Here is an 18,860-nt window from a genome sequence, read left to right on the forward strand (position 1 = left end):
AACCTTATGGCCCCCCCGGCCCCGCAGATGCCAGCGTCCGCCTGGGCAATCCCGCGGGCGTGCTGCCCTACTCCGTGCTGGTGTCCGCGGATGGGCGCGTGCTCAGAACCAAGATCGGGCCTTTCGAAGACGAAGCCGACATCGCTGCCTGGGCGCAGTGATGTCGGGCTGAGGGGTATACGCAGCCACTCCGTCCAGTCATCCACGACTGAGTCGCGGGCGCGGGCCTTCCATGGCCCGCCCTGCGTATACCCCCAGCCCGACATCACTGCGCGACACAATCACGCTGTTTTAGAGCCTTCGCTCAAACAAGCGCTTAAAATTCGATTATCCGTGGCAAGTTCGCCGAACTGGACAGCATCGCCAGCCTGCGCGACACTGCCCACCCGTTCGGACGTGCACTATCGATGGCGCAGCTGCTGGTCCTGCATGGCCCCAACCTCGACCTGCTCGGCACCCGCGAGCCCGACGTCTACGGGCGCACCACCCTGGCCGACATCGATGCCGACCTCGCCGCGCGCGCCTCCGCCGCCGGCCACGCCTTGCAATCGTTCCAGTCGAACGCCGAGCACCTGCTGATCGAACGCATCCACGCCGCCCGCAATGACGGCACCGCCTTCATCCTGTTCAACCCGGCCGCCTTCACCCACACCTCGGTCGCCCTGCGCGACGCGCTGGCCGCGGTGGCCATCCCCTTCATCGAGATCCACCTGTCGAACCCGCATACCCGCGAACCGTTCCGCCAGCACAGCTATTTCAGCGACAAGGCGGTCGGCGTGGTCTGCGGGTTCGGTGCGGATTCCTATCGCTACGCCCTCGATGCCGCGCTTGCGCGGCTCGCGGCCTGACCCAAGAGGACCGTTCCATGGACCTGCGCAAGATCAAGAAGCTGATCGACCTGCTGGAAGAATCCAACCTGGCCGAAATCGAGATCAAGGAAGGCGAGGAATCCGTGCGCCTGGCCCGGGTCCCGAAGGGCGGTGGCTACATGCAGGCGTCCGCGCCGATGGTCCAACACGCCGCGCCTGCACCGGCCGCCGCACCCGCGCAGGTGATGCCGATGCAGTCGCCGTCGGAAGCCGCCACCGGCGGCTCGCACAAGCCGCACACCGACCTGCCCGCGGGCCACGTGGTGCGCGCGCCGATGGTGGGCACGTACTACGGCAGCCCGTCGCCGGACAAGCCGGCCTTCGTCAGCGTGGGCCAGGCAGTCAAGGCCGGCGAGACCCTGGGCATCATCGAGGCGATGAAGATGTTCAACCCGATCGAGGCCGACGTCTCCGGCACCGTGCTGGCGATCAAGTGCGAAAGCGGGCAGCCGGTCGAATTCGACCAGCCTCTCTTTGTTATCGGGTAAGCGGGGGTTCCCATGCTCGATAAAGTCGTCATCGCCAACCGCGGCGAGATCGCGCTGCGCATCCTGCGCGCCTGCCACGCGCTCGGCATCCGCACGGTCGCCGTGCATTCCACCGTGGACCGCAACCTCAAGCACGTGGCGATGGCCGACGAATCGGTCTGCATCGGCCCGGCACCTTCCAGCGAGAGCTACCTCAACATGGCGTCGATCATCGCCGCGGCCGAGGTCACCGACGCCCAGGCGATCCATCCCGGCTACGGCTTCCTGTCCGAGAACGCCGACTTCGCCGAACGCGTGGAGCAGTCCGGTTTCGTCTTCATCGGGCCGAAGGCGGACACCATCCGCCTGATGGGCGACAAGGTCGAGGCGATCCGCGCGATGAAGTCGGCCGGGGTGCCCTGCGTGCCCGGCAGCGGCGGCCCGCTCGGCGACGACGTGGCCACCAACATCCGCATCGCCGGCGAGATCGGCTATCCGGTGATCGTGAAGGCCGCGGGCGGTGGCGGCGGGCGCGGCATGCGCGTGGTGCATACCGAGGCCGCGCTGGCGAGCGCCATTTCCACCACCAAGCAGGAAGCCAAGGCCGCGTTCGGCAACGACATGGTCTACATGGAGAAATTCCTGGAGAACCCGCGCCACGTGGAGATCCAGGTGCTGGCCGACGGCCAGGGCCGCGCGATCCACCTGGGCGAGCGCGACTGCTCGATGCAGCGCCGTCACCAGAAGGTCGTGGAAGAAGCTCCCGCGCCCGGCATCAGCGAGACAGCGCGCGCCGAGATCGGCAAGGTCTGCGTGGACGCCTGCCTGCGCATCGGTTATCGCGGCGCCGGCACCTTCGAGTTCCTCTACGAAGACGGCCGCTTCTACTTCATCGAAATGAACACCCGCATCCAGGTCGAGCACCCGGTCACCGAACTGGTCACCGGCATCGACCTGGTCCGCGAGCAGTTGCTGATCGCGTCCGGCCACAAGCTGTCGATCAAGCAGTCCGACGTGGCGCTGAAGGGCCACGCGATCGAATGCCGCATCAATGCGGAAGATCCCGACACCTTCATGCCGTCGCCGGGACTGGTCAGCCATTTCCATTCGCCGGGCGGCCCTGGCGTGCGCGTGGACTCGCACATCTACGAGGGCTACCGCGTCCCGCCGAACTACGACTCGATGATCGGCAAGCTGATCGTGCATGGCGCCGACCGCGAGCAGGCGATCGCGCGCATGCGGGTCGCGCTGAGCGAGATGGTCGTGGACGGCATCAAGACCAACGTGCCGCTGCAGCAGCGCATCCTCGCCGATGGCGGTTTCGCCCAGGGCGGGCAGAACATCCATTACCTGGAAAAGCGCCTGGCCGAGCGCAAGGAAAAGGCGCTGTCGATCCTCTGACGCGAGTGACCAAGGGCACCGCGATGACGCCCGACCGCTGGCAAACGCTGATGCTCGGACTGGGCTGGCCGCAGAACGAAGCGACGTTCGCGGCCCTCTCCGATGCCTACCGGCAATCGCATCGGCACTACCACACGCAGCAACACATCGCTGACTGCCTGACCCGGTTCGATTCGCTTCGCCATGAAGCCGAACAGCCGCATGCCATCGAGCTCGCACTCTGGTTCCACGATGCCGTCTACGACCCCTACCGGTCCGACAACGAGCAGGCGAGCGCAGACTGGGCGATGCGCTTCCTGCACGAGAACAGCGCACCGGTGTCCCTGCGGGATCGCGTGCACGGATTGATCGTGGCCACGTTGCACGATGCCGTCGCCACCGACCACGACACCGCGATCATGATCGACATCGATCTTTCGATCCTCGGCGCGACACCAGACGCCTACGACGCCTACCGCCACGCGATCCGCCGCGAATATCGCTGGGTACCCGGCCTCCTGTTCCGCCGCAACCGGCGTGCCGTGCTCGAGTCCTTCCTCCGGCGCAAACGGATCTTCCAGACCGACCATTTCCATTCCAGCCTTGAAGACCAGGCACGCCGCAACATCAACGCCGAGCTGGAAGGACTTCGCTGAGTCGAACCCGAGCGCAGGAAAAAGGCATTGTCGATCCTCTGATCGCGGCGGGATGACCGCTTCCGGGCCGATTTTCCGCTTTACAGTGCATATCGACCCGTCGTCCGGAGCCGCCATGCAACGCCGTCACGCCCTGTACCTCGCCTTCGCCGCCACGCTTGTCGCCCTGCCCGCGTCGAGCCAGCAGAACAAGAACCCGCCGACCAACCTCTACATCGACGTGCTGACCCACAACATGGCCGGGATGCCGGACATGGGCGGGATGATGGGGGGCTGGGCGGCTTCATGGCCCGCCGCATGGGCGGCGAAACCGGCAAGCCCACGTACCCGACCACCCGCGCCGGCGGCATGAGCGGGCAGTACCTGGACATCGCCCTGCACAACGCGCTGAAGCCCGGCGTCGAGGCGCAGGAGCAGATCCCCGCGGGCCTGAAGCTGGGCAAGTCGCTGACCCTGATCCCGATCGATCCCAGCAAGCCTGGCCAAAGCTCCACGTCGCCCGCCAAGGTCCCGGACGTGCAGGTCAAGATCACCGAGTACTGGGGCTGCGGTGCCACGGTGCGCCCGGGCCAGCCCAAGGTCGCGACCTTCAAGCTCAAGGGCAACGGCAAGACCGCCGACCCCAACAACCCCATGGCCTCGATGCAGGGCATCGACTTCTCGACGACCGGCAGCATCTCCAGGCAAATCAGCGTCGCCGACCGCGATATCGACCTCAAGCCGGGCTGGGTGTACTGGCCGAACCGCCAGCACGGCAAGCAGGTGCCCAACGGTGCCCGCCTGGCCGGCGAGCACAGGATCACCGGCGACGGCATCCCCGCGTCGATGCAGTTCCAGGTCCAACAAGCCGCGGATTTCATGCCCAAGCTCGCGTTGCGCACCCAGGGCGAGGCGACCGACGCGATCGGATTGAGCTGGCCCGCCGTCGAGCGCGCCCGCGGCTTCCACATCACCGGCATGCACATGCAGGTGCTGGGCGAGAACTCGTTCGCGATGACGATGTGGAGCAGCGCCGAGATCCCCGGCGCGCGCGAGGACCTGCACACCAACCTGACCGGTGGCCAGCTCGACAAATGGCTGAAGCAGAAGGTGCTGCTGCCGTCCACCGCGACCAGCTGCACGATCCCGAAGGGCATCTTCGCCGGCGCCTCGAACGTGGAAGGCCAGCAGATGACCATGCCGGGCATGCTCAGCATGACTGCCTACGGCCCGGAAAGCTGGATCACGTATCCGCCCAAGCCCGCGGATCCCAAGCTGCCCTGGAACCCGGAATGGAGCGTGCGCCTGCGTGCGCGTTCCAGCGCCACCGCGATCCTGGGCCTGGACTTCGGCGGCATGCAGCAGATGGAAGACAGCGAAGAGGGCGAGCAACAACAGCAACAGCAGAAAAAGCCCGGCATGAAGGGCCTGCTGAAGGGCATCCTGGGCGGTTGATCGTCCGCGGGCTTGTCGTCGCGCGCGCGCGCGGCGACCATGGGGCTTCGCCGTCACCGAAGCCCCGATGCCTTACCTGCAACTGACCCTGCCCTGCAGCGAAGCCGACCAATCGCGTTACGAACGCGCGCTGGAGGATGTCGGCGCACTTGCGGTGAGCCTGCAGGACGCGCACCTGGATGCCGCCGACGAACAGGCGATCTTCGAACCCGGCGTGGGCGAGATCCCGCTGTGGGACGAAATGACCATCACCGCGCTGTTCCCCGCCGACACCGACGGGCTGGTGCTGCTGGCGGCGATGGAGTCCTTCGATCCCGGACTGGACTGGTCGCAGGTGCGTTTCGCCGCGGTCGAGGACCAGGACTGGGAACGCACGTGGATGGACCTGTTCCAGCCGATGCGCTTCGGCGCGCGCACCTGGATCGTGCCGTGGAACCATGCACTGCCCGATGAAGCGAACACGGCCGATGCCGCGATCATCCGCCTCGACCCTGGCCTGGCGTTCGGTTCCGGCACCCATCCGACGACGGCACTGTGCCTGCGCTGGCTGGACACGCTTGCCACCAACGGCGAACTGCAGGGCCGCAACGTGCTCGACTTCGGGTGCGGCAGCGGCATCCTCGCGCTGGCCGCGATGAAGCTGGGCGCCACGCGCGCCACCGGCGTCGACAACGATCCGCAGGCGATCATCGCCACCGCCGACAACGCCGAGCGCAACGGCGTGAGCATCGACACTTTCATGCCCGCGGACGAACCAGCCGCGACCTATCCGGTCGTGGTCGCCAACATCCTGGCCTCCGCGCTGGATGCCTTGGCGGAGACCTTGGCCGCACGCACCGCGCCCGCCGGGCGCATCGCCATGTCGGGAATCCTCGCCGGCCAGGAGCACGAGTTGCTGCTGCGCTTCGCCCCATGGTTCGACGCACTTCGCGTCGAGCGCGAGGACGACTGGATGCGCATCGACGGCGTGCGCAACGCGCATCCGGTGAAGGCATGAGCCGCACACCGAGTTTCGCGCTGCGCGACACGCCGGTCGCGACGCGTCGCCGCGGCGAATGGCTGGCGCTTGTCGCACTCGCGCTGGCATTGGCCGGGCAACTGTTCCTGGGCGAACGCGCGGCGCTGGCGACGAATGCGCACTGGCGACCTGTGGTCGCGACCGTATGCGATGCGATCGGTTGCAGCGTGCCAGCGTGGCGGGAACCCACCGCCTTCGTGATGCTCGCGCGCGACGTGATCGCGGTCCCCGAACGTCCGGGCGTGCTGCGCGTGCAAGCCAGCTTCCGCAACGATGCGCGTTGGGCGCAAGCCTGGCCTGCGCTGGTACTGACCTTGTCCGATGCGGACAACCGCACGCTGGGCACGCGCCGCTTCCTGCCGCGCGACTACCTGGGCGATGCGCCGACATCATCATTGCTCGCGCCCGGCCAAGCGTCGCAGCTGGCCTTCGACATCGTCGAGCCCTCGCCGAACGTGGTCGCGTTCGACTTCAGGTTCGATTGAACGCGCCCGACTGAATCGCCGCATCGCGCATTTTTTTCGCGATGAATGCGGCAACGCACTCACGCCGCGCCATGCATCGCGCTAGACTCCCCTCCCCGCGACGGTGGACCTCCCGCCGCGGCCTGCACCGAGGGGCCTCCGTTTGAACGTTTCCGCCGACCGCCAGGACGCCAGCCGCGCGCCGTTGCGCGACCATGTCGCCACGTCAGTGCGCCGTTACCTGCGTGACCTCGATGGCTGCGACACCGACGACCTGTACAACATCGCCCTGCGCGAGCTCGAAATCCCGCTGTTCGCGGAAGTGCTGCGCCACTGCGATGGCAACCAGAGCCGCGCGGCCGGCATGCTCGGCATCCATCGGGCGACCCTGCGCAAGAAGCTGAAGGATTACGGGCTGTCGTCCTGATCGTGCCGCGCAGGTGCGCGTGGGGCGCGCTCGCGACGCGGCATTTCGGGGCGCAGAGCGAGTGCCCCGCGCGCGTACCTGCGCAGGCCCGGCAACGACCCGGTGGGGCAACGCGCTTATAATTCGCGCTTCCCCACTGCTGCGCCCCTCCCATGACCGCCCCCCATCTCGACGGTCCGATGGTGACCGTTCGCCGCGCCCTGTTGTCCGTCTCCGACAAGACCGGCCTGCTCGATCTTGCCAAGGCGCTCGCCGCGCAGGGCGTGGAACTGCTCTCCACCGGCGGCACCGCGAAGGCATTGCGCGATGCCGGACTGGCGGTGAAGGACGTCAGCGAGCACACCGGCTTCCCGGAAATGATGGACGGACGGGTCAAGACCCTGCATCCGAAGGTGCATGGCGGCCTGCTCGGGCGCGCCGGGATCGATGACGCGGTGATGGCCGAGCACGGCATCGCGGCGATCGACCTGCTGGTGCTGAACCTGTATCCGTTCGCGAAGGTGTCGATGGATCCGTCGAGCAGCTTCGAGCACGTGATCGAGAACATCGACATCGGCGGTCCGGCGATGCTGCGCAGCGCGGCCAAGAATTTCGCGCGCGTCGCGGTGGCCACCGATCCCGCACAGTACGCCGGCATCATCGACGAGTTGAATGCGAACGCTGGCGCACTGTCGGCGAAGACGCGCTTCCAACTCGCGGTGGCGGCGTTCAACAACGTCGCGTTCTACGACGCCTGCATCAGCAATTTCCTCTCCGCGAAACAGGACGATGGAACGCACGCGCAGTTCTCCGCGCAGGCCAACGGCAACTTCGTCAAGGTCATGGACCTGCGCTACGGCGAGAACCCGCACCAGCAGGCGGCGTTCTACCGCGACCTCTGGCCGGCCCCGGGCTCGCTGGCCACGTTCACCCAGCTGCAGGGCAAGGAACTGTCCTACAACAACATCGCCGACAGCGACGCGGCGTGGGAATGCGTGCGACAGTTCGACGTGCCGGCCTGCGTGATCGTCAAGCATGCCAACCCCTGCGGCGTCGCCGTCGGCGCGGCCTGCGGCGATGCCTACGAGCTGGCCTACGCCACCGACCCGACCAGCGCCTTCGGCGGCATCCTCGCGTTCAATACGAAGCTCGATGCCGCGACCTGCAAGGCGATCCTCGACCGCCAGTTCGTCGAGGTGCTGATCGCGCCCGACTACGAGGAAGGCGCTCTCGAGTACGCCCGCAAGAAGGCCAACGTGCGCGTGCTGCGCATTCCGATGGCCGCGCCCGCGCCCGGCTTCATCGACACCAAGCGCGTCGGCTCCGGCATGCTGATGCAAACCGCCGACGACCGCGTGTTGACCCGCGATGAATTGAAGGTCGTCACCAGGCTCGCGCCGACCGAAGCCCAGTTCGGCGACCTGCTGTTCGCATGGAAGGTGGCGAAGTTCGTGAAATCGAACGCCATCGTCTACGCGAAGGACAATCGCACCATCGGCGTCGGTGCCGGGCAGATGAGCCGGGTGTATTCGGCACGCATCGCCGGGATCAAGGCGTTCGATGCCAACCTGCAGGTCGAAGGCTCGGTGATGGCCAGCGATGCCTTCTTCCCGTTCCGCGACGGGATCGACGCCGCGGCCGAGGCCGGCATCAAGGCCGTGATCCAGCCGGGCGGTTCGATGCGCGATGCCGAAGTGATCGCCGCCGCCGACGAACACGGCCTGGCGATGGTGTTCACCGGCGTTCGTCACTTCCGGCACTGACATGAAAATCCTCGTCATCGGTACCGGCGGCCGCGAGCACGCGCTTGCGTGGAAGCTCGCGCAGTCGCCGCGCGTGTCGGAGGTGATCGTCGCGCCGGGCAATGCCGGCACTGCGACCGAAGCGCGCTGCCGCAACGCGGACGTCAAGGTCACCGACATCGACGGCTTGCTCTCGCTGGTCGAGCGCGAAGGCATCGCGCTGACCGTGGTCGGCCCGGAAGTGCCGCTGGTGGCGGGCGTGGTCGATCGTTTCCGAGCCGCGGGCCATCGCATCTTCGGCCCGACCGCCGCGGCCGCGCAGCTGGAAGGCAGCAAGGCGTACGCGAAGGATTTCCTCGCCCGCCATGGCATTCCGACAGCGTTCTACGCCGTGCATACCGAGGTCGATGCCGCGCTCGCCTACATCCGCGAGAAGGGCGCACCGATCGTGGTCAAGGCTGATGGCCTGGCCGCGGGCAAGGGCGTGATCGTGGCGATGACGCTGGACGAAGCCGAAGCTGCGGTACGCGACATGCTCGATGGCAATGCGTTCGGCGATGCCGGCGCGCGCGTGGTCATCGAGGAATTCCTGGACGGCGAGGAAGCCAGCTTCATCTCGATGGTCGACGGCAAGACCGCGCTGCCGATGGCGACCTCGCAGGACCACAAGCGCGTCGGCGATGGCGACACCGGCCCGAACACCGGCGGCATGGGCGCGTACTCACCGGCGCCGGTGGTCACGCCCGAGGTGCATGCGCGGGTGATGCGCGAGGTGGTGAATCCGACCGTGCAGGGCATGATCGCCGACGGCACCCCGTTCACCGGCTTCCTCTACGCCGGCCTGATGATCGATGCGGGCGGTGCGCCGAAGGTGATCGAATTCAACGTGCGCTTCGGCGATCCGGAAACCCAGCCGGTGATGCTGCGCCTGCAGTCGGATCTCGTGGATCTTGTCGAGGCCGCGATCGACGGCCAATTGCACGTCACCGACGCGCAGTGGGATCCGCGTCCGTCGCTGGGCGTAGTGCTGGCATCGAGTCCCTACCCGGACGCGCCGATCACCGGCGATGTCATCTGGGGTCTCGACAGGGTGCCCGCAAAGGCGAAGGTCTTCCACGCCGGCACCACGGAGGATGCCGATGGCCGCGTGGTCAGCGCCGGCGGCCGCGTGCTCTGCGTCGCTGCGCTCGGTGAGTCCGTTTCCGACGCACAGCGCAATGCGTATGCGGGCGTCGATGCGGTTTCATGGGCGAATGAATTTCATCGCAACGACATCGGCTGGCGCGCGATCGCGCGCGAGCAGTCCGAACGCGGCGGCTGACACCATGCGCGAGCGCGTCGAGCCGTTCCGGGCGATGGCCATCGGCCAACTGGCGCGCGAGCTGGAAGCCGAAGGTCGTTCGGTGATCCACATGGAATTCGGCCAGCCATCGACCAGTGCGCCGGCCGCCGCATTGGCCGCGGTGCGAGACGCACTTGACTGCGATCCGCCCGGCTACTGGGAGAGCGTGGCGCTGCGCCAGCGCATCGCGCAGCTGTATCGCGAACGCCACGCGATCGAGGTCGATCCCTCGCGCATCCTGCTGACCTGCGGTGCGTCGCCGGCGCTGCTGCTGGCGTTGCTGGCGCGTTTCGAGGCCGGCGACCGCATCGCCTACGCCACGCCCGGCTACGTCGCGTATCGCAACACCAGCATCGCCGCGCACATGCAGCCGGTCACGATCACGTGCGGACCCGATGTCGGCTACCGACTCACTGCCGACGCCATCGCCGCGCTGGATCCGGCACCAGCCGGACTGATCATCGCCAGCCCCGCCAACCCCACCGGCGCGATCATCGCGCCTGACGCCTTGCGCGCCATCGCCGATATCTGCCGGCAACGCGGCATTGCGATCATTTCCGACGAGATCTACCACGGCCTGCACTACACCGCGCCCGCGCATTCGATCCTCGAATTCGCGGACGATGCCTTCATCGTCAACAGCTTCTCCAAGTACTGGAGCATGGTCGACTGGCGGCTCGGCTGGCTGCTGGTGCCGCCGGCGCATGTCGATACCGCCCGCGCCATCGCCGGCAACCTGTTCCTGACTCCGCCCTCGCCTAGCCAACAGGCCGCATTGGTGGCGATGGACTGCAGCGACGAACTGCAGGGCCACCACTCGATGTACGCGCGCAATCGTGCGCTGCTGCTCGATGCGTTGCCGGCGCTCGGACTAGCGAACATCGCGCCGCCGGACGGCGCGTTCTACCTCTGGGCCGACGTCGGCCACCTGACCGACGACAGCATGGCGTTCTGCACGCGCCTGCTGCGCGAGACCGGCGTCGCGCTGGCGCCGGGCGTGGATTTCGACCCGGTCGCCGGCCATCGCTTCATCCGCTTCAGCTTCGCGCCGGACAGCGCGCGCATCGAGGAAGCGCTGCGCCGTCTGCGGCCGTGGTTCGCGGCGCAAGCGCGGATCGACTGAGGCTCAGCCAGCGCTGCCGGTCGCGAGTTGCAACAACTTCGATTGCCCATGCGGGGCGCAGCGCAGGTACTGCGGCGGCGACGCGACCTGCGCGCCCAACTCCGCAGCCGCACGCCACGGCCAGCGCGGCTCGAACAGCATCGCCCTCGCCAGAGCGACGGCGTCGGCCTGTCCATCGACCAGCACCGCCTCCGCCTGCCGCGGCTCGGTGATCATGCCGACCGCGATCACCGGCATCGCGACCTCGCGCCTGATCGCCTCGGCGAACGGCAACTGGTAGCCGGGACCCGCTGCGATCTTCTGCGCCGGGTGCAGGCCGCCACTCGACACATGGATGAAGTGGCAGCCACGCGCGTCCAGCGCCTTCGCCAGCACCAGACTTTGCTCGAGATCCCAGCCACCCTCGACCCAATCGGTGGCGGAGATGCGGATACCCAAAGCGATCGACTCCGGCAGCACCGCTTTCACCGCATCGAACACCTCCAGCACCAGCCGCATGCGGTTTTCCAGCGAGCCACCATAGGCGTCGCTGCGCCGGTTGCTCAGCGGCGACAGGAACTGGTGCAGCAGGTAACCGTGTGCGGCATGAATCTCGATCAGGTCCAGGCCGAGCCGGACCGCGCGCGTCGCGCTGTCCACGAAGGCCTGCACGATCTGTTCGATGCCCGCATCATCGATGGCCTCTGGCAACGGATCGCTCTCGGCATACGGCAGCGCGGACGGCGCTCGCGTGGTCCAGGCGCGCGCATCGCCGGCCGGGATCGGGCCGCCACCGGCTTCCCATGGCTTGAGCGTGGAGGCCTTGCGGCCGGCATGGGCCAGTTGCACGCCCATCCTGGCCGGCGACCAGCGCCGCACCGTGGCCAGCGCCTTCGCGAACGCGGCTTCGGTGGCATCGTCGTACAGCCCAAGGTCCGCCCAGCTGATCCGCCCGCGCGGCTCGACCGCGGTGGCCTCGACGATCACCAGCCCCGCGCCGGACAACGCGAGGTTGCTCCAGTGCTGCACGTGCCAGTCGGTGGCTTCACCATCGATCGAGGAGTACTGGCACATCGGCGCCACCACGATGCGGTTGGTCAGCGACAGCGGGCCGAGGGCGAGCGGCGAGAAGAGTTGGCTCATGCGGTCACTCCGAAACGGAGCGCCACTATCCGGTGCCGACAGCGTCGCAACAACGCCATGCGCGGAACAGTGACGTGCAGGCCGGCTTCAGCGGGTCGCCGCCGGCAACGCATCCAGCGCCTTCAACACCTGCGTGGCCAGCAGCGGCTGCGCTTCGGCGATCGGATGCAGGTTATCGGCCTGGAACCATTTGCGCTGGATGCCCAGTGGCGCCAGGAAATGCGGGATCAGGCCGGTGCCCAGGCGCTCGCTGATCAGCACGTAGCTGCGCTGGAAGTCGGTGGCGTAGGTGCCGAAGTTCGGCGGCAGTTGCAGGCCGACCAGCAACACGCGTGCGCCCACAGCCTTCGAGGCTCCGATCATCCAGCCGAGATTGGAACCCATCTGTTGCAGCGGCAGTCCGCGCAGGCCGTCGTTGGCACCGAGCTCGATGATGACGATGTCGGGCTTGGCGCGCTGCAGTTCGGCAGCGAAGCGGCTGCGACCGCCCGCGGTGGTTTCGCCGGACACGCTGGCGTTGTGGAAGGTGTACGCCACGGATTTCGCATCGGCCAAGGCCACCCAGCCCTGCTCGGGTCGCAGGCCGTAGGCGGCCGACAATGAATCGCCCATCACCAGTACCTTCAGCTCACGCGCGAAGGCCGCCGGTGCCGCTAGCATCGACAGCATGGAACAGACCCCCAGCACCCACGCCCGCATCGCCCTCGACATCGATTCCACTCCAGGTCCAAACGCCGCAGACGCTAGCACGCCCGCCCGTGGCGGTTTGCGAACCCGCGAGGCGGGCAAGGTGGTCGCGCTGCCGGAGAACGACCTGACCATCCTCGATGGCATCAGCCTGGACATCGCACCGGGCGAACGGGTGGCGATCGTCGGCAGTTCCGGCTCCGGCAAGACCACCCTGCTGTCGCTGCTGGCCGGGCTGGACCTGCCCAGTCGCGGCGAGGTCTGGCTGGATGGCGTGCCCATCCACGCCGCCGACGAGGACGCCCGCGCCGCGGCGCGTGCCGCCGCGGTCGGTTTCGTGTTCCAGAACTTCCAGCTGATGCCGGCGATGAGCGCACTCGACAACGTGGCGCTGCCGCTGGAACTGCAGGGCCGGCCGGGCACCGATGCCGCGCGTGCATTGCTGCAGCAGGTCGGCCTGGGCGAACGCCTGCACCACCTGCCGCGCCAGCTGTCCGGCGGCGAGCAGCAGCGCGTCGCGATCGCGCGCGCCTTCGTCGCGCAGCCGCGCATCCTGTTCGCCGACGAACCCACCGGCAACCTCGACCGCCGCACCGGCATCGCGATCGAAGACCTGCTGTTCGACATCGACAGCGCGCGCCGCACCACCGTGGTGATCGTCACCCACGACGAGCGACTGGCTGCGCGCTGCGACCGCCAGTTGCGGCTCGAAGCCGGGCGGCTGCAGGCGTGAATGCAATTGCGTTGATGCGGATGGCCGCGCGCCAGGCGTGGCAGGGCTGGCGCGCCGGCGAATTCAACGTGCTGCTGGCCGCCCTGTTCGTGGCGGTGCTGGCACTGGCCGGCGTGGGCAGCATCGCCCAACGCACCACCGACGCACTGGCCGAACAGAGCCGACGCCTGGTCGGTGGCGATGCCGCCTTCAGCAGCGATGCGGGAAATGTCGACGACGCCGAACGCGACGCGCGCCGACTTGGTCTCGCCCTGTATCGCAGCGTGGAGCTGTCGAGCATGGTCGGCTCGAGCAAGGCCACGCCGCAGCTCGGCACGCTCAAGGCCTTGGCCGGCGATGCGCCCTTGCTTGGTGCCTATCGCGTGCGCACCGCGCGTGGCGTGCAACTGCTGCCGCGACCGAACGCCGGCGAAGCCTGGCTGAGCAGCAGCGGCGCGCAACGCATGCGCGCGGCGATCGGCGAGCGCATCACCGTCGGCGGACGCACGCTGGTGATGACCGGGATCATTGTCGAGGAACCGGATCGTCCGCTCAACGGCGTGGAACTTGGCCCGCGGATAATCCTGCCGCTGGCCGAAGTGGAAACCGGCGGCCTGCTCGGTCCCGGCGCGCGTGCGTCCTGGCGGATCTCGGTGGTTGGCGCACCCGCGGCCGTCGCCCAATGGGTGAAGGCGCGCGAAGCCGATCCCACCCCCGGCGCGCGGGTGGAAACCGGCGACGACATCAGCCCGCAGTTGCGCAATGCCCTGGATCGCGCGCAACGGTTCCTGTCGGTGTCGCTGGTGCTGACCGCAGCGCTCGCCGCAGTCGCGATCGCGATGGCCTCGCGCCAGCATGCGGAGCGCCACCGCCGCATCGCCGCCACGTTCCGTGCGCTTGGCGCGCGCCAGCGCGACATCGCCGGCCTGTACGTCGGCACGCTGGCCCTGCTGGGCGGCATCGCGATCATCGCCGCGCTGCTGGCCGCGACTGTGCTGCAGTTCGTCGCCGGCCTGTGGATCGCACGCGAGCTCGGCACTACCCTGCCGCCGCCGCGTATCTGGCCCTTACTGCAGGGCGCGCTGGTCGGCGGGTGGATCCTTCTCACGTTCGCGTTGCCGCCATTGCTGGCGCTGCGGCGGGTGAGCGCACTGGCGGTGCTGCGCAGCGACCTGCGCACGCCCTCGCCGCCGGCGCTGGTGCTGTTCGGGCTGGCATTGGCCGGTATGTTGGCGATGTTCTGGCAGGCCGCCGGCAATCCGAAAGCTGCCGCCATCCTGCTCGGGGGTTTGCTGGCGACCGCCGCGATCCTGGCCGTCGCCGGTGGCTCGCTGGCATGGCTGGTGGCACGCGCCGGCCGCAGTGGCAGCGGCATCACCCGCTACGCCTTGCTCAACCTTGCGCGTCGACGCCGCCTCACCATCGCCCAGGTCGTCGCGCTGGGCACCAGCCTGATGGCGCTGCTGTTGTTGCTGCTGGTGCGTACCGACGTGTGGGACCAGTGGCAGGCGACGGTGCGCGGCGACGCCCCCAACCGCTTCGTCATCAACGTGCAGCCCGAGCAGCGCGTAACCTTCGATGCGACGTTGCAGCGCCTCGGCTTCAGCTCGGCCGGCCTGTCGCCGGTGATCCGCGCGCGCTACGCCGGTGCCACCGCGCAGGAACGCGGCCGCCCGCAGCCGCAGGGTCGTGGCGAGCGCCTCATGGATCGCGAGTTCAATCTCTCCACCGCCGACAGCCTGCCCGAGGGCAACACGCTCCAGTCAGGCACGTTCTGGGATGCCAAAACCGCGCGCAACCAGTTCTCGGTGGAAACGAAATTCGCCGAACAGCTGCAATGGAAACTCGGCGATACCCTGGTGTTCGATGTCAGCGGGCAACGCATCGAGGGCAAGATCACCAGCCTGCGCGACGTGCGTTGGGAAAGCTTCACCCCGAACTTCTTCGTGCTGGCATCGCCCGACCTCGCGCCTGGGCTGGCGGCGACCTACATCACCGCAGTGCGCGTGCCGCGCGGTGATGCAACGCTTGCGACCGCGCTCGCAAGCGAGATCCCGAACGCGAACGTCATCGACATCGACGCGATCACCGGCGAGATCGCGCGCATCGGCGACCAGGCCGCGATGGTGATCCAGGTGGTGTTCTGGTTCGCGTTCCTGTCCGGCTGCCTGGTGTTCGTGTCGGCGGTCGCGGCGACGCGAGATGAGCGCATCACCGAGCTTGGCGTTTTGCGCACACTGGGCGCGAGCACCGCGCAACTGCGGCGCTCGCAGTTGGTTGAATTCGGCGCGATCGGCGCCATCGCCGGCAGCATCGCCGCACTCGCCGCGGCCGGCATCGGCAGCCTGTTCGCGCAGCGCGTGCTGGACCTGCCGCCGACCTGGAGTCCGACCACCCTCGCCATCGGTGCCTTGGCCGGCACCCTGGCGGCGATGCTGGCTGGCTGGCTCAGCATGCGCCGCTTCCTGCATGCCAGCGTCCGGCAGACGCTGGCGGCGGCGGACTGACGGGTTACGCGGCTTCCGCCTCAGGGGCCGGCTGCAAGCTGGTGGCCAAGGCCTCCAGTTCGCCGATCTCTTCGTCCAGCGCTGCGTGGAATTCGGCCTGGCGGGTCATCAGGTCCTCGAATGAGCTGGCCTGCTTGAGCTTCTTCAGCGCCCCGTCGAACAGCAGCCATTGCGCAGTGAGCTGCTCGACGTAGGTCTTCGAGTAATGGCGCATTTCCTTCAGCTGGCTCAGTGCGGTGTTGACCTGTTCCAGCGGCGTGGTGGTATCGGCCGTCATGGCATGCTCCTTCGCGTCGGAATGACCGACGCAGGCTAGGCAAGCCTGGCTGGCTCGTTCCCGAACACGCATCCCTGCGTCGACATCTCGTTCAGTCAGGAACGGAGTCCACAACAGGCTAGATGTTCGCCTCTCCCGGCGGCACGGTGGTGTCCAACGGTGCCGCACCCTCGCCGCCTTGGGCGACTTCGGGGCAACGCCCGCCCAGCGTGTACGCGGTCATCGACAGCGAACCGTAGGCATAGCCGTCCACCAGCACCTCCGCAGGCTTGCCTGCCGCCGAGGCCAGGCCGGCGAGATACAGCAACGGCAGGAAATGCTCGTCGGTGGGCACCGCCATGCCGTAATCGCGATGCGAGGCCAGCGAGGCGATGTCGTGCGGGCGCTCCAGCATCAACTGGCGGGCGTCGTTGTCGAAACGCTCGGCCCAGTCGAAGGCGCCATCCGGATTCTTCCAGTCGATCGCGCGCAGGTTGTGCACCACGTTGCCGCTGCCGACGATCAGCACGCCTCGTTCGCGCAGCGCCGCCAGCTTCGCGCCGAGGGCCAGGTGCCACTCGAGCGGCTTGCGCGCGTCCAGCGACAACTGCACCACCGGGATGTCGGCGTCGGGAAAGGCGTGTACCAGCACGCCCCAAGTGCCGTGGTCCAGGCCCCAGCCATCCTGGTCCAGGCCGACCAAGTAATCCGGCGACACCGTATCCGCCACTTCTTCCGCCAGTACAGGCAATCCCGGCGCCGGGTAATCGACTTCGAACAGGGCCTGCGGGAATCCGTAGAAATCGTGGATCGTGCGCGGGTTGGGCATCGCGGTGACTGCAAGGCCGTTGACATGCCAGTGCGCCGACACCGCCAGGATCGCCCGTGGTCGCGGCACCGACGCCCCGAACGCGCGCCAGGCGTCGGTAAAGCGGTTGCGTTCCAGCGCGTTCATCGGGCTGCCGTGGCCGAGGAAGGCGGCGGGCATCAGGGGCATGGCGGACATGGCGGGTACTCGCGAGCGGAGAAGTCCCTTTTACTCTGGGGTCGACGCGGCCGATATGCGACCGCGGCGGGTGGAACGGTACGGTGCAGCCCGCCTACGCCACCCTGCTGCACCGCAGGAGCGGCTTCAGCCGCGATCTTTGGACAACGCCGCGCGCGGCGGGTCGCGGCTGAAGCCGCTCCTACGGAAGGTGGTCGATACCACGCCTCACCGCGCCGGCAGCACCCGCGGGTTGCGCAGCACCAGCGCCGACACCAGCGAGACCAGCACGCCGACCGGGAAGATCTCGGCGAAGGTCATCGGCAGGCGGAACATCGGGTTCGCGTACTGGACCTTGAACGCCTCCATCTCCGCGGTGAGCTTCGCCAGCGCCGCCGCATCCACCCCCTTGGCTTTCTGCGCCGCGATCAGCGATTCGCCATAGCTGCCGGCGAAGTCGTCGACAATGGTGGCCTGCACCAATTCCCACGCCGCCACATAGAACAGCGCGGCGATGAACGAGATCGCCAGCCCCATCCCGAACGCCGGCCAGAACCGGATCACCCCGCCGCCGGCCAGATCGCGGTGATGCTTGATCCCCACGAACACGGCACTGAACGCCACCAGCATCGTGGCGTAGCCGATCGCCATGCCCAGCCAGCCGTGCGGCATCTCGCCGCCCGTGGCCGCGAAACTCACGATCATCGACAGCCCGACCACCAGCCCCGCAATCACCCCGTACTTCACGATGTCACGCCACATGTCGCCACCTCCGTTGATTGCACCAGCCCGGATTTCGGGCCAACGCGGGCGGTTCGTCCATCGCCCGGAAGGGTGATTTCGCCGGAATCACCCGCCGCGACGATCTCTAAGGCACCAATCCCAGCTCGCGCGCCTTGCGCAACGCATCGGTGCGCCGCCGGGCCTCCAGCTTCTCGAACAAGCGCGCCACGTGGGTCTTCACCGTGTTCGGCGACACATGCAGCCGCAATGCGATCTCCTTGTTGGAATGCCCCGCGGCGATCTCGCGCAGGACCTCCAGCTCGCGCGGACTGATGCCCAGCGCCTCGGCGGCGCGCGGGTTGCCTTCGATGCCGGTTTCGACCGGCGACGCGCGACGCGAAAGCAACCGCATCCCGAGCCACAGCCCCAAGGCCAGGAAGCCGGTCGCCAGCAAACCGTCGTAGATCGCGGACGGTGAACTGCGCACCAGGCGCTGGTAGTCCAGCCACTGCAAGGCAAACGTGCCCGCCGCAAGCAGGGCGGCGTACAGCGCGATGTGGGTCCAGGGAATGGCGGGGCGACTGCGGGGCATTGGCAGATGCTAACCCCGCAGGATCTTCTCCATCGCCCGGCCCTTGGCCAACTCGTCGACGAGCTTGTCCAACTGGCGAATCTTGCGCATCAACGGATGCTCGACTTCCTCCACCCGCACCCCGCAGACCACGCCGGTGACCAGCACTGCGTTCGGGTTGAACTTGGGCGCCTTGGCGAAGAAGGTTTCCAGATCGGCATCGGCCTCGTTCCGCTTGCGCAGCCCTGCCGGCGTGTAGCCGGTCAGCCAGCGGATGACCTGGTCGAGTTCCGCCTGCGTGCGGCCCTTGGCTTCCACCTTCTTGAGATACATCGGATAGAGCTTGGGCCATTGGATGGCGAACACTTTTTCGAGCTTCATCGCAACCTCACAGCT

At 67.8% G+C, this 18,860-nt stretch carries 21 protein-coding genes; 14 read left to right on the forward strand and 7 right to left on the reverse strand.

Annotated elements, in window-relative coordinates:
* The first annotated feature begins 407 nt into the window (after window positions 1-407).
* The 12 genes from aroQ to H9L16_RS02905 all read left to right on the forward strand — a co-directional run bounded on the left by aroQ (window position 408) and on the right by H9L16_RS02905 (window position 10,901).
* On the forward strand, window positions 408-848 hold the full coding sequence (aroQ, locus tag H9L16_RS02850; protein WP_187553095.1) for a type II 3-dehydroquinate dehydratase: 441 nt from the start codon (window positions 408-410) through the stop codon (window positions 846-848).
* Window positions 849-865: 17 nt separating this feature from the next.
* Window positions 866-1,357, forward strand: a complete 492-nt coding sequence (accB, locus tag H9L16_RS02855) for an acetyl-CoA carboxylase biotin carboxyl carrier protein (RefSeq protein WP_187553096.1) — start codon at window positions 866-868, stop codon at window positions 1,355-1,357.
* A gap of 12 nt (window positions 1,358-1,369) precedes the next feature.
* Window positions 1,370-2,737, forward strand: coding sequence for an acetyl-CoA carboxylase biotin carboxylase subunit (accC, locus tag H9L16_RS02860; RefSeq protein WP_187553097.1), 1,368 nt, complete (start codon window positions 1,370-1,372; stop codon window positions 2,735-2,737).
* Between the two features lie 5 nt (window positions 2,738-2,742).
* Window positions 2,743-3,372 (forward strand): HD domain-containing protein, encoded by a 630-nt coding sequence (locus H9L16_RS02865; RefSeq protein WP_187553098.1) that lies wholly within the window; start codon window positions 2,743-2,745, stop codon window positions 3,370-3,372.
* Window positions 3,373-3,487: 115 nt separating this feature from the next.
* Window positions 3,488-3,724 carry a hypothetical protein gene (locus H9L16_RS02870; protein ID WP_187553099.1) on the forward strand — a complete coding sequence of 79 codons (237 nt, stop codon included), beginning with the start codon at window positions 3,488-3,490 and terminating at the stop codon, window positions 3,722-3,724.
* A complete protein-coding gene (locus H9L16_RS02875) occupies window positions 3,658-4,806 on the forward strand; it encodes a hypothetical protein (protein ID WP_187553100.1) in 1,149 nt (382 codons plus the stop codon). Before H9L16_RS02870 ends, H9L16_RS02875 begins: the two co-directional genes overlap by 67 nt.
* 67 nt (window positions 4,807-4,873) lie before the next feature.
* Window positions 4,874-5,803, forward strand: coding sequence for a 50S ribosomal protein L11 methyltransferase (gene prmA, locus H9L16_RS02880; protein WP_187553101.1), 930 nt, complete (start codon window positions 4,874-4,876; stop codon window positions 5,801-5,803).
* Window positions 5,800-6,309 carry a DUF3426 domain-containing protein gene (locus H9L16_RS02885; protein WP_187553102.1) on the forward strand — a complete coding sequence of 170 codons (510 nt, stop codon included), beginning with the start codon at window positions 5,800-5,802 and terminating at the stop codon, window positions 6,307-6,309. The genes prmA and H9L16_RS02885 overlap by 4 nt, the downstream gene beginning before the upstream one ends.
* Window positions 6,310-6,451: 142 nt before the next feature.
* The gene (gene fis / locus H9L16_RS02890; RefSeq protein WP_187553103.1) at window positions 6,452-6,715 is read left to right on the forward strand and encodes a DNA-binding transcriptional regulator Fis; all 264 of its coding nucleotides are present in this window, start codon (window positions 6,452-6,454) and stop codon (window positions 6,713-6,715) included.
* A gap of 179 nt (window positions 6,716-6,894) precedes the next feature.
* On the forward strand, window positions 6,895-8,457 hold the full coding sequence (gene purH, locus H9L16_RS02895) for a bifunctional phosphoribosylaminoimidazolecarboxamide formyltransferase/IMP cyclohydrolase (RefSeq protein ID WP_187554015.1): 1,563 nt from the start codon (window positions 6,895-6,897) through the stop codon (window positions 8,455-8,457).
* A gap of 1 nt (window position 8,458) precedes the next feature.
* Entirely contained in the window at window positions 8,459-9,757 is a 1,299-nt protein-coding gene (gene purD / locus H9L16_RS02900; protein WP_187553104.1) for a phosphoribosylamine--glycine ligase, read from the forward strand.
* A 4-nt stretch (window positions 9,758-9,761) separates the two neighbouring features.
* Complete coding sequence (locus H9L16_RS02905) at window positions 9,762-10,901, forward strand: pyridoxal phosphate-dependent aminotransferase (protein ID WP_187553105.1); 1,140 nt, start codon at window positions 9,762-9,764, stop codon at window positions 10,899-10,901.
* 3 nt (window positions 10,902-10,904) lie between these two features.
* Here the strand turns inward: H9L16_RS02905 and H9L16_RS02910 are convergent, their stop codons facing one another.
* Together H9L16_RS02910 and H9L16_RS02915 are read right to left on the reverse strand one after the other, a co-directional pair.
* Window positions 10,905-12,023 (reverse strand): NADH:flavin oxidoreductase/NADH oxidase, encoded by a 1,119-nt coding sequence (locus H9L16_RS02910; protein WP_187553106.1) that lies wholly within the window; start codon window positions 12,021-12,023, stop codon window positions 10,905-10,907.
* Window positions 12,024-12,110: 87 nt separating this feature from the next.
* On the reverse strand, window positions 12,111-12,692 hold the full coding sequence (locus tag H9L16_RS02915) for an arylesterase (RefSeq protein ID WP_223158164.1): 582 nt from the start codon (window positions 12,690-12,692) through the stop codon (window positions 12,111-12,113).
* Here H9L16_RS02915 and H9L16_RS02920 point away from each other — a divergent pair.
* Complete coding sequence (locus tag H9L16_RS02920) at window positions 12,691-13,443, forward strand: ABC transporter ATP-binding protein (protein ID WP_187553107.1); 753 nt, start codon at window positions 12,691-12,693, stop codon at window positions 13,441-13,443. The genes H9L16_RS02915 and H9L16_RS02920 overlap by 2 nt on opposite strands.
* A complete protein-coding gene (locus H9L16_RS02925) occupies window positions 13,440-15,929 on the forward strand; it encodes an ABC transporter permease (RefSeq protein WP_187553108.1) in 2,490 nt (829 codons plus the stop codon). Before H9L16_RS02920 ends, H9L16_RS02925 begins: the two co-directional genes overlap by 4 nt.
* A gap of 4 nt (window positions 15,930-15,933) precedes the next feature.
* On the opposite strand, the gene H9L16_RS02930 is transcribed toward H9L16_RS02925, so the two are convergent.
* The 5 genes from H9L16_RS02930 to H9L16_RS02950 all read right to left on the reverse strand — a co-directional run bounded on the left by H9L16_RS02930 (window position 15,934) and on the right by H9L16_RS02950 (window position 18,845).
* A complete protein-coding gene (locus tag H9L16_RS02930; protein ID WP_187553109.1) occupies window positions 15,934-16,206 on the reverse strand; it encodes a hypothetical protein in 273 nt (90 codons plus the stop codon).
* A 118-nt stretch (window positions 16,207-16,324) separates the two neighbouring features.
* A complete protein-coding gene (gene ygiD, locus H9L16_RS02935) occupies window positions 16,325-17,191 on the reverse strand; it encodes a 4,5-DOPA-extradiol-dioxygenase (protein ID WP_187553110.1) in 867 nt (288 codons plus the stop codon).
* A gap of 207 nt (window positions 17,192-17,398) precedes the next feature.
* Complete coding sequence (locus tag H9L16_RS02940; RefSeq protein ID WP_187553111.1) at window positions 17,399-17,932, reverse strand: DUF4199 domain-containing protein; 534 nt, start codon at window positions 17,930-17,932, stop codon at window positions 17,399-17,401.
* Between the two features lie 106 nt (window positions 17,933-18,038).
* Window positions 18,039-18,485 (reverse strand): response regulator transcription factor, encoded by a 447-nt coding sequence (locus tag H9L16_RS16360; protein ID WP_187553112.1) that lies wholly within the window; start codon window positions 18,483-18,485, stop codon window positions 18,039-18,041.
* 9 nt (window positions 18,486-18,494) lie between these two features.
* A complete protein-coding gene (locus tag H9L16_RS02950) occupies window positions 18,495-18,845 on the reverse strand; it encodes a DUF2200 domain-containing protein (protein WP_187553113.1) in 351 nt (116 codons plus the stop codon).
* Between the last annotated feature and the right edge of the window lie 15 nt (window positions 18,846-18,860).

The sequence above is a fragment of the Thermomonas carbonis genome (assembly GCF_014396975.1).
GTDB classification, from domain to species: Bacteria; Pseudomonadota; Gammaproteobacteria; order Xanthomonadales; family Xanthomonadaceae; genus Thermomonas; species Thermomonas carbonis.

Excerpts from the sequence above, each read along its gene's own strand:
- aroQ (WP_187553095.1), top strand. The coding sequence starts at position 408 with ATGGCGCAGCTGCTGGTCCTGCATGGCCCCAACCTCGACCTGCTCGGC.
- accB (WP_187553096.1), top strand. The coding sequence starts at position 866 with ATGGACCTGCGCAAGATCAAGAAGCTGATCGACCTGCTGGAAGAATCC.
- accC (WP_187553097.1), top strand. The coding sequence starts at position 1,370 with ATGCTCGATAAAGTCGTCATCGCCAACCGCGGCGAGATCGCGCTGCGC.
- H9L16_RS02870 (WP_187553099.1), top strand. The coding sequence starts at position 3,488 with ATGCAACGCCGTCACGCCCTGTACCTCGCCTTCGCCGCCACGCTTGTC.
- H9L16_RS02875 (WP_187553100.1), top strand. The coding sequence starts at position 3,658 with ATGGCCCGCCGCATGGGCGGCGAAACCGGCAAGCCCACGTACCCGACC.
- prmA (WP_187553101.1), top strand. The coding sequence starts at position 4,874 with ATGCCTTACCTGCAACTGACCCTGCCCTGCAGCGAAGCCGACCAATCG.
- H9L16_RS02885 (WP_187553102.1), top strand. The coding sequence starts at position 5,800 with ATGAGCCGCACACCGAGTTTCGCGCTGCGCGACACGCCGGTCGCGACG.
- purH (WP_187554015.1), top strand. The coding sequence starts at position 6,895 with ATGGTGACCGTTCGCCGCGCCCTGTTGTCCGTCTCCGACAAGACCGGC.
- purD (WP_187553104.1), top strand. The coding sequence starts at position 8,459 with ATGAAAATCCTCGTCATCGGTACCGGCGGCCGCGAGCACGCGCTTGCG.
- H9L16_RS02905 (WP_187553105.1), top strand. The coding sequence starts at position 9,762 with ATGCGCGAGCGCGTCGAGCCGTTCCGGGCGATGGCCATCGGCCAACTG.
- H9L16_RS02910 (WP_187553106.1), bottom strand. The coding sequence starts at position 12,023 with ATGAGCCAACTCTTCTCGCCGCTCGCCCTCGGCCCGCTGTCGCTGACC.
- H9L16_RS02920 (WP_187553107.1), top strand. The coding sequence starts at position 12,691 with ATGGAACAGACCCCCAGCACCCACGCCCGCATCGCCCTCGACATCGAT.
- H9L16_RS02915 (WP_223158164.1), bottom strand. The coding sequence starts at position 12,692 with ATGCTGTCGATGCTAGCGGCACCGGCGGCCTTCGCGCGTGAGCTGAAG.
- H9L16_RS02930 (WP_187553109.1), bottom strand. The coding sequence starts at position 16,206 with ATGACGGCCGATACCACCACGCCGCTGGAACAGGTCAACACCGCACTG.
- ygiD (WP_187553110.1), bottom strand. The coding sequence starts at position 17,191 with ATGTCCGCCATGCCCCTGATGCCCGCCGCCTTCCTCGGCCACGGCAGC.
- H9L16_RS02940 (WP_187553111.1), bottom strand. The coding sequence starts at position 17,932 with ATGTGGCGTGACATCGTGAAGTACGGGGTGATTGCGGGGCTGGTGGTC.
- H9L16_RS16360 (WP_187553112.1), bottom strand. The coding sequence starts at position 18,485 with ATGCCCCGCAGTCGCCCCGCCATTCCCTGGACCCACATCGCGCTGTAC.
- H9L16_RS02950 (WP_187553113.1), bottom strand. The coding sequence starts at position 18,845 with ATGAAGCTCGAAAAAGTGTTCGCCATCCAATGGCCCAAGCTCTATCCG.